The sequence below is a fragment of the Streptomyces sp. NPDC005784 genome, from assembly GCF_042871525.1.
In the GTDB taxonomy this organism is placed as follows: domain Bacteria; phylum Actinomycetota; class Actinomycetes; order Streptomycetales; family Streptomycetaceae; genus Streptomyces.
In genome coordinates, this window is the sequence record NZ_JBIAIQ010000035.1 from 86,346 (window position 1) to 93,406 (window position 7,061).

Below are 7,061 nucleotides of genomic sequence, written 5' to 3' on the forward strand. Positions count from 1 at the left end.
CTAAATCGTTACCTGGCGTGACAAGTCACACAGCTCGGCGAGAGCCTCAGCCGTCACGGGCGAAACAACGCCCTCTTCGGTGACGATCGCCGTGATCAACTCCGGCGGCGTCACGTCGAACGCCGGGTTGTACGCCTGGGTCCCCAGGGGTGCCACAGGTATACCTCCTCCCGGCTCCACCCCCGCCACCGGGACCTGCGGAGCTGTGATCTCCGTCACTTCATGGCCGGGGCGCTGCTCGACCTCGATGGATGCCCCGTCGGGCGTGTCCGGGTCGAAAGTCGTCACCGGCGCCACCACGATGAACGGCACATGGTGGTACCTGGCCAGCACCGCGAGCGGATAACTCCCCACCTTGTTCGCCACCGAACCGTCGGCCGCGATGCGGTCGGCCCCGATCAGCACCGCGTCCACCTCCCCGGCCGCGAACAGCGACCCCGCCGCGTTGTCCGTGAGCAAGGTGTACGCCATTCCGCTGCGAGCGGCCTCGTAGGCCGTCAGGCGAGCCCCCTGCAGCAACGGCCGTGTCTCGTCCACCCAGAGCCGCCGCAGCTGCCCCGCCCGGTGCGCCGCGAGCGCCACGGCGAACGCCGTGCCCTCCCCGCCGGACACCAGCGCCCCGGTGTTGCAGTGCGTGAGCACCCGGTGTCCGCCGCCCGGCAGCAGCTCGTCGAGCAGCGCCAGCCCGTGCTCGGCCATGCGTGAGCTGGCCTCGGCGTCCTCCCGGTGCAGCGCCCGCGCCGCGGCGAGCGCCGCCGCGGCCGCCGCCTCCTCGTCGCCGCCCCCGGAGAGCACCGCCCGGTGAGCCGCCTGCGCCCTGCGCACACCGGCCCCGAGGTTCACGGCGGTCGGCCGGGCACCGGCCAGCGAACGGGCGGCCTCGTCCACGTCGAAGCCACGTACGGCGGCGAGCGCGACGCCGTACGCCCCGGCGATCCCTAGCAGCGGCGCCCCCCGCACAGCGAGCGCACCGATCGCCTCCACCAGCGCGGGCGCGTCCGTGCACACCAGCTCGACCTCCTCGGCAGGAAGCCGCGTCTGGTCGAGAAGGACCACCACAGGGCCTTCGGGCGGCTCGTGCCAGCGGATCGCAGGTATCTCCGTCGGCCCGCTGTCCTCGCGGGATTGCGCGTACTGATCGGCCATCCGCCCAGTCTGCCCCGTACCCGGCGGACAATTGAAGGTGTGCAGCCCATACGGGGGCCGGTCCCCTGCCGGGCACGCCGTGACACGATGGCTGCCAACCTGCCGCCGCGACCGCGGAACGGGCACCGTGAAGGAGCGACGATGAACGACACTCCGGGCTGGGCGTCGCCCGGATCTGCACCCTCCGGCGGAGAGGAGCCGGACCCGTCCGGCACCCCGCAGCCCTCGGACCAGGGCGGAGCGAACCAGCCCGAGCAGCCCTCGAAGTGGTCCAAGGAACAGCCCCCGCCCGGCCAGTGGTCCGCTCCCGGCGCACAAGGTCCCGGCCAGACCCCGCCGCCCGCTCCGCCCCGTCCGGGCTGGGGCGGTCAGCACCCAGGCGGCCAGGGCGGTGGACCCGTCGGCTGGGGAGGCCCCGGATACGGCGGCCCCGGTGGACCCGTCGGCTGGGGCGGCAACTGGGGCGGACAGCCGTCCGCCGCCAAGCCCGGCGTGATCCCGCTGCGCCCACTCGGCGTCGGCGAGATCCTCGACGGCGCCGTCTCGACCATGCGCACCTACTGGCGCACGGTCCTCGGCATCTCGCTGACCGTCGCCGTCATCACGCAGATCGCCGTCATCCTGCTCCAGGGCTTCGTCCTGGACAACAGCACCGACACGGCCGCCCTGAACGACCCGAGCGCCACCGTCGGCGAGCTGAGCCGGGCTCTGGGCGACACCATGCTGAGCTCCGGTCTCGTCCTGCTCATCACGCTGCTCGGCACCATCGTCGCGACGGCCCTGCTCACCTCGGTGACCAGCCGTGCCGTCCTCGGCAAGCCGGTGACCACGAACGAGGCCTGGCGGGACGCCCGTCCGCAGCTGCCCAAGCTGTTCGGCCTGACCTTGCTGCTGCCGCTCATCGCCATCGTGATCCTTGGCTTCGGCGCGCTGCCCGGTCTGCTCGTGGTGGCGGCCGGCTCGCACGACTCCGGTGCCGCGCTCGCCGTCCTCGGCGCCTTGGCCGCGGGCGTCGTCGCCCTCTGGCTGATGATCCGCTTCTCGCTCGCCTCTCCCGCCCTGATGCTGGAGAAGCAGGGCATCCTGAAGTCGATGAGCCGCTCCGCGAAACTCGTACGCGGCTCCTGGTGGCGGGTGTTCGGCATCCAGCTGCTCGCCACGATCATCGCCAACATCCTGGCTTCGATCATCGTGATCCCCTTCGCCGTCATCGCCGCCGCACTGAGCGGCGACGGCTTCACCGGCTTCCTCGACAGCTCCGGCGGCGACCTCGGCTGGACCTTCCTCATCGTCAGCGGTATCGGTTCGGTCATCGGATCCATGATCACCTTCCCGATCACCGCGGGCGTCACCGTGCTCCTGTACATCGACCAGCGCATCCGCCGCGAGGCCCTCGACCTCGATCTGGCCCGGGCCGCCGGCGTCCAGGGCTACGGCACCGGGGTCTCCGGCACCACACCAGGGAGTTGATGCGGTGAACGGGGCGGGGGGAGTTCTCACAGCGGTACTCGCAGGGCCGCACACCGGTGCGACAGTCGTCCTCGCGCTGTCGCGTGGCGACGCACCGCCGGTGACGACGCCGCGCGACCCCGCGCGGGAGGCGGCCCGACGCGAGCTGTCCAAACGGATGTACCACGAGAACGACCCCGGCCTCGTCCAGCGCGCCCTGAACGCTTTCTGGGACTGGGTCGACAAACTGTTCGGCGCCGCCTCCGCCGCGACACCGGGCGGAATGCTCGGACTCGTCGTCATCGTCCTCGCGGTCGTGGCAGTCGTGGCCGCCCTGTGGTGGCGCCTGGGCACTCCGCACCGCACCCCCGCCTCGTCCGCCACTCTCTTCGACGACCGCCCGAGGAGCGCCGCCGAACACCGCGCCGCCGCCGAGGCCCACGCCGCCCAGGGCCATTGGAACCAGGCCGTCCAGGAGCGGATGCGCGCCATCGTCCGCTCCCTGGAGGAACGCGCGCTGCTCGATCCGCGCCCCGGCCGCACGGCCGACGAGGCAGCCGCGGAGGCGAGCCGAACCCTGCCCTCCCACACGGACCGACTGCGCGCCGCGGCACGGGACTTCGACGACATCACGTACGGTGGCCGGTCCGGCGACCCGCGCGCGTACCAGCGCCTCACCGAGCTCGACCGCGACCTGGAGCGCACCAAACCCGTACTCATGGACAGCGCCCACAGCACGGACCGGAACACGACCCGCAACAGCCGCCAGGGGGCCGCCTCATGACCGAGGCCACCCTCACCTCCACCTCGGCCTCGCCCACCGCCCGCCAGTTGTGGAGACGTGCGCGCGGAGTCGTCCTCGCGCTCGTCCTCCTGCTGGTGGCCGCCATCGTGATAGCCGCGGTCCGCTCGGACGCCCGGCACGGCCGCCTCGATCCCCGCTCCGCCGACCCCTCCGGCAGCCGAGCCACAGCCCAACTCCTCGCCGACCAGGGGGTCTCCACGCGCGTGGTCACCACCCTCGACGAGGCCCGCGCCGCGGCCGGCCCCGACACGACTCTGCTGATCGCGGCCCCCGATCTGCTGACCAGGCGTCAGCAGACCCTCCTGCACACGACGACGGAACGCTCCGACGGCAGTACGGTCCTGATCTCCCCCGGATCGCCCTCCATCGGCACCCTCGCCCCAGGAGTCACCGCCGATCCCGCGGTCAGCTTCGACTCGGCTCTCTCCCCCGACTGCGACCTGCCCGCCGCCCGGCGAGCGGGCAGCGCCGACACGGGCGGCATCCGCTACACCGCCACCGACCCGGGCGTCGACGCCTGCTACCCCAGCGACGGCCTGCCCACGCTCCTGCGTGTACCGGCGGCTTCCGGAAGCGGCGACACCGTCGTGCTCGGCGCCCCCGACATCCTCTACAACGACCGCCTCGACGAGCAGGGCAACGCCTCGCTCGCTCTCCAACTCCTCGGTTCCCGCGCCCATCTGGTCTGGTACCTCCCCTCGCTCGCCGACGACTCGGCCACCGACGCGGGCGGCCAGAGCTTCCTGGACCTGCTCCCGTCGGGCTGGCTCTGGGGCACGCTGCAGCTCTTCATCGCGGTGGTCCTGGCCGCGCTGTGGCGGGGACGCCGAATGGGCCCCCTCGTACCCGAGCGGCTTCCCGTCGCGATCCGCGCGTCCGAAACCACCGAAGGCCGCGCCCGTCTCTATCGCAAGGCCGACGCCCGCGACCGCGCGGCCGCCGCTCTGCGCTCCACCACCCGCACCCGCCTCGCCCCCCTCATCGGCGTGTCCCCGGCTCAGGCGCATGCGCCCGAAGCCCTGATCCCCGCCCTGTCCGCCCGTCTCGACGGCGACGGACAGGCCCTGCTCCCGCTCCTCTTCGGACCACCGCCCCGCGACGACGCGGCCCTCGTCTCCCTCGCCGACCAACTCGACGCCCTCGAAAGAGAGGTACGCATTTCATGATGGACCCGACCACTGACAACGCCGGGTACGCCGGGTATTCCGGAGGTGCGGACACCGCCCGCTCCTCCCTGGAAGCCCTGCGCACCGAGATCGCCAAAGCCGTGGTCGGCCAGGACCCCGCTGTGACCGGCCTCGTCGTCGCTCTCCTCTGCCGCGGACACGTTCTCCTCGAAGGAGTCCCCGGAGTGGCCAAAACGTTGCTCGTCCGCGCGCTCGCGTCCGCGCTGGAACTCGACACCAAGCGCGTCCAGTTCACGCCCGACCTCATGCCGAGCGACGTCACCGGCTCTCTCGTCTACGACGCCCGCACCGCCGAGTTCTCCTTCCAGCCCGGCCCGGTCTTCACCAACCTCCTGCTCGCCGACGAGATCAACCGCACGCCTCCCAAGACCCAGGCGTCGCTGCTGGAGGCGATGGAGGAACGCCAGGTCACGGTCGACGGCACACCCAGGCCGCTCCCCGAGCCCTTCCTGGTCGCCGCGACCCAGAACCCGGTCGAGTACGAGGGCACGTATCCGCTCCCCGAGGCCCAACTGGACCGCTTCCTCCTCAAACTGACGATCCCGCTGCCCTCCCGCCAGGACGAGATCGACGTCCTCACCCGCCACGCCGAGGGCTTCAACCCGCGCGACCTGCGCGCCGCGGGCCTGCGCCCCGTGGCCGGTCCCGCCGACCTCGAAGCCGCCCGCACAGCGGTCGCCAAAACAGCGGTCTCCCCCGAGATCACCGGCTACGTCGTCGACCTCTGCCGTGCCACCCGCGAATCGCCGTCGCTCACCCTCGGCGTGTCCCCGCGCGGCGCGACGGCCCTCCTCGCCACGGCCCGCGCCTGGGCCTGGCTGACCGGCCGCGACTACGTCATCCCCGACGACGTCAAAGCCCTGGCCCTGCCCACCCTCCGCCACCGCGTCCAACTCCGCCCGGAGGCCGAGATGGAGGGCGTGACGGCCGACTCCGTCATCAACGCGATCCTCGCCCACGTCCCCGTCCCACGCTGATGGCACTCACCGGACGCGCCGCTCTCCTGGCAGCTCTGGGCGCACTCCCCGTCGGCATCTGGGGGCCCAGCTGGGCTGGCATCCTCGCCGTGAACGCCCCCCTGGCCCTGGCCTGCGCCTGCGATGCCGCCCTCGCGGCTCCCGTACGACGCCTCGGCCTGACCCGCTCCGGCGACACCTCGGTGCGCCTCGGCGAGTCCGCGGACGTCACCCTCACCGTCACCAATCCCTCCGGCCGCCCTCTGCGCGCGAACCTCCGCGACGCCTGGCCGCCGAGCAGTTGGGAACCCGGCACCGAGGTCGAGGCCTCCCGTCACCACCTGACGGTCCCCGCCGGCGAGCGCCGCCGCCTGACGACCCGTCTGCGCCCCACGCGCCGCGGCGACCGCCAGGCCGACCGCGTCACGATCCGCTCGTTCGGCCCCCTCGGTCTGTTCTCCCGTCAGGGCAGTCACGAAGTCCCCTGGGCCGTACGCGTCCTGCCCCCGTTCACCAGCCGCAAGCACCTGCCTTCCAAGCTGGCCAGGCTCCGCGAACTCGACGGCCGCACCAGCGTGCTGACACGGGGTGAGGGCACGGAATTCGACAGCCTGCGCGAGTACGTTCCCGGCGACGACACCCGTTCCATCGACTGGCGCGCCACAGCCCGCCGGACGACGGTCGCCGTACGCACCTGGCGTCCCGAACGCGACCGCCACATCCTTCTGGTCCTCGACACCGGCCGCACCTCCGCGGGCCGCGTCGGGGACGCCCCGCGCCTCGACGCCTCGATGGACGCGGCGTTGCTCCTCGCCGCTCTGGCCTCCCGCGCCGGCGACCGCGTGGACCTCCTCGCCTACGACCGCCGGGTACGCGCCCTCGTACAGGGCCGCGCGGCAGGCGACGTCCTTCCGTCCCTGGTCAACGCGATGGCCGGCCTGGAACCGGAGCTCGTCGAGACGGACGCCCGCGGCCTCGCCGCCACAGCCCTGCGTACGGCCCCACGCCGTTCCTTGATCGTGCTCCTGACGAGCCTCGAAGCGGCCCCCGTCGAGGAGGGCCTCCTCCCCGTGCTGTCCGGCCTCACCCAGCGCCATACGGTTCTGCTGGCCTCGGTCGCGGACCCGCACATCGCGCAGATGGCGAAGGCTCGGGGAACCATCGACGCGGTGTACGAGGCAGCTGCGGCGGCCCAGGCCGAAGCCGGCCGTCAACGCACCGCCGAGCAGTTGCGGCGCCGCGGAGTCACCGTTGTCGACGCGACTCCGGACGATCTGGCGCCGGCCCTCGCGGACGCCTATCTGGCCCTGAAGTCCGCCGGCCGCCTGTAGACGAACAGCGAAAGAGCCCCGGCCCTACAAATACGGGGTAGGGGTACGGGGTGTGGGGTATTCACGGTCATGGCTGCGGGGAAATAGTCCTGAACGCAGAAAACCCCCGTTACCGGTTTCCCGGTACGGGGGTTTTCTTCAAAATTTGTTCGGCGGCGTCCTACTCTCCCACAGGGTCCCCCCTGCA

The 7,061-nt window shown here is 72.3% G+C and carries 6 protein-coding genes; 5 read left to right on the plus strand and 1 reads right to left on the minus strand.

The annotated features are described in order from the left end of the window. Entirely contained in the window at positions 1-1,146 is a 1,146-nt protein-coding gene (mtnA, locus tag ACFYR3_RS36070) for an S-methyl-5-thioribose-1-phosphate isomerase (RefSeq protein WP_355854841.1), read from the minus strand. Between the two features lie 141 nt (positions 1,147-1,287). Here mtnA and ACFYR3_RS36075 point away from each other — a divergent pair, with 141 nt between their 5' ends. From ACFYR3_RS36075 to ACFYR3_RS36095, 5 genes are read left to right on the plus strand one after another with little or no spacing between them, the layout of a single operon-like run. Continuing rightward, on the plus strand, positions 1,288-2,616 hold the full coding sequence (locus ACFYR3_RS36075; RefSeq protein WP_355854838.1) for a hypothetical protein: 1,329 nt from the start codon (positions 1,288-1,290) through the stop codon (positions 2,614-2,616). Between the two features lie 4 nt (positions 2,617-2,620). After that, positions 2,621-3,379: a DUF4129 domain-containing protein gene (locus ACFYR3_RS36080; RefSeq protein WP_355854835.1), complete on the plus strand. Its 759-nt coding sequence runs from the start codon at positions 2,621-2,623 to the stop codon at positions 3,377-3,379. Beyond that, positions 3,376-4,566, plus strand: a complete 1,191-nt coding sequence (locus ACFYR3_RS36085) for a DUF4350 domain-containing protein (protein WP_355854832.1) — start codon at positions 3,376-3,378, stop codon at positions 4,564-4,566. Before ACFYR3_RS36080 ends, ACFYR3_RS36085 begins: the two co-directional genes overlap by 4 nt. After that, the gene (locus ACFYR3_RS36090; RefSeq protein ID WP_355854937.1) at positions 4,566-5,564 is read left to right on the plus strand and encodes a MoxR family ATPase; all 999 of its coding nucleotides are present in this window, start codon (positions 4,566-4,568) and stop codon (positions 5,562-5,564) included. Before ACFYR3_RS36085 ends, ACFYR3_RS36090 begins: the two co-directional genes overlap by 1 nt. Then, complete coding sequence (locus tag ACFYR3_RS36095; RefSeq protein WP_355854829.1) at positions 5,564-6,874, plus strand: DUF58 domain-containing protein; 1,311 nt, start codon at positions 5,564-5,566, stop codon at positions 6,872-6,874. The genes ACFYR3_RS36090 and ACFYR3_RS36095 overlap by 1 nt, the downstream gene beginning before the upstream one ends. The last annotated feature ends 187 nt before the right edge of the window (positions 6,875-7,061 follow it).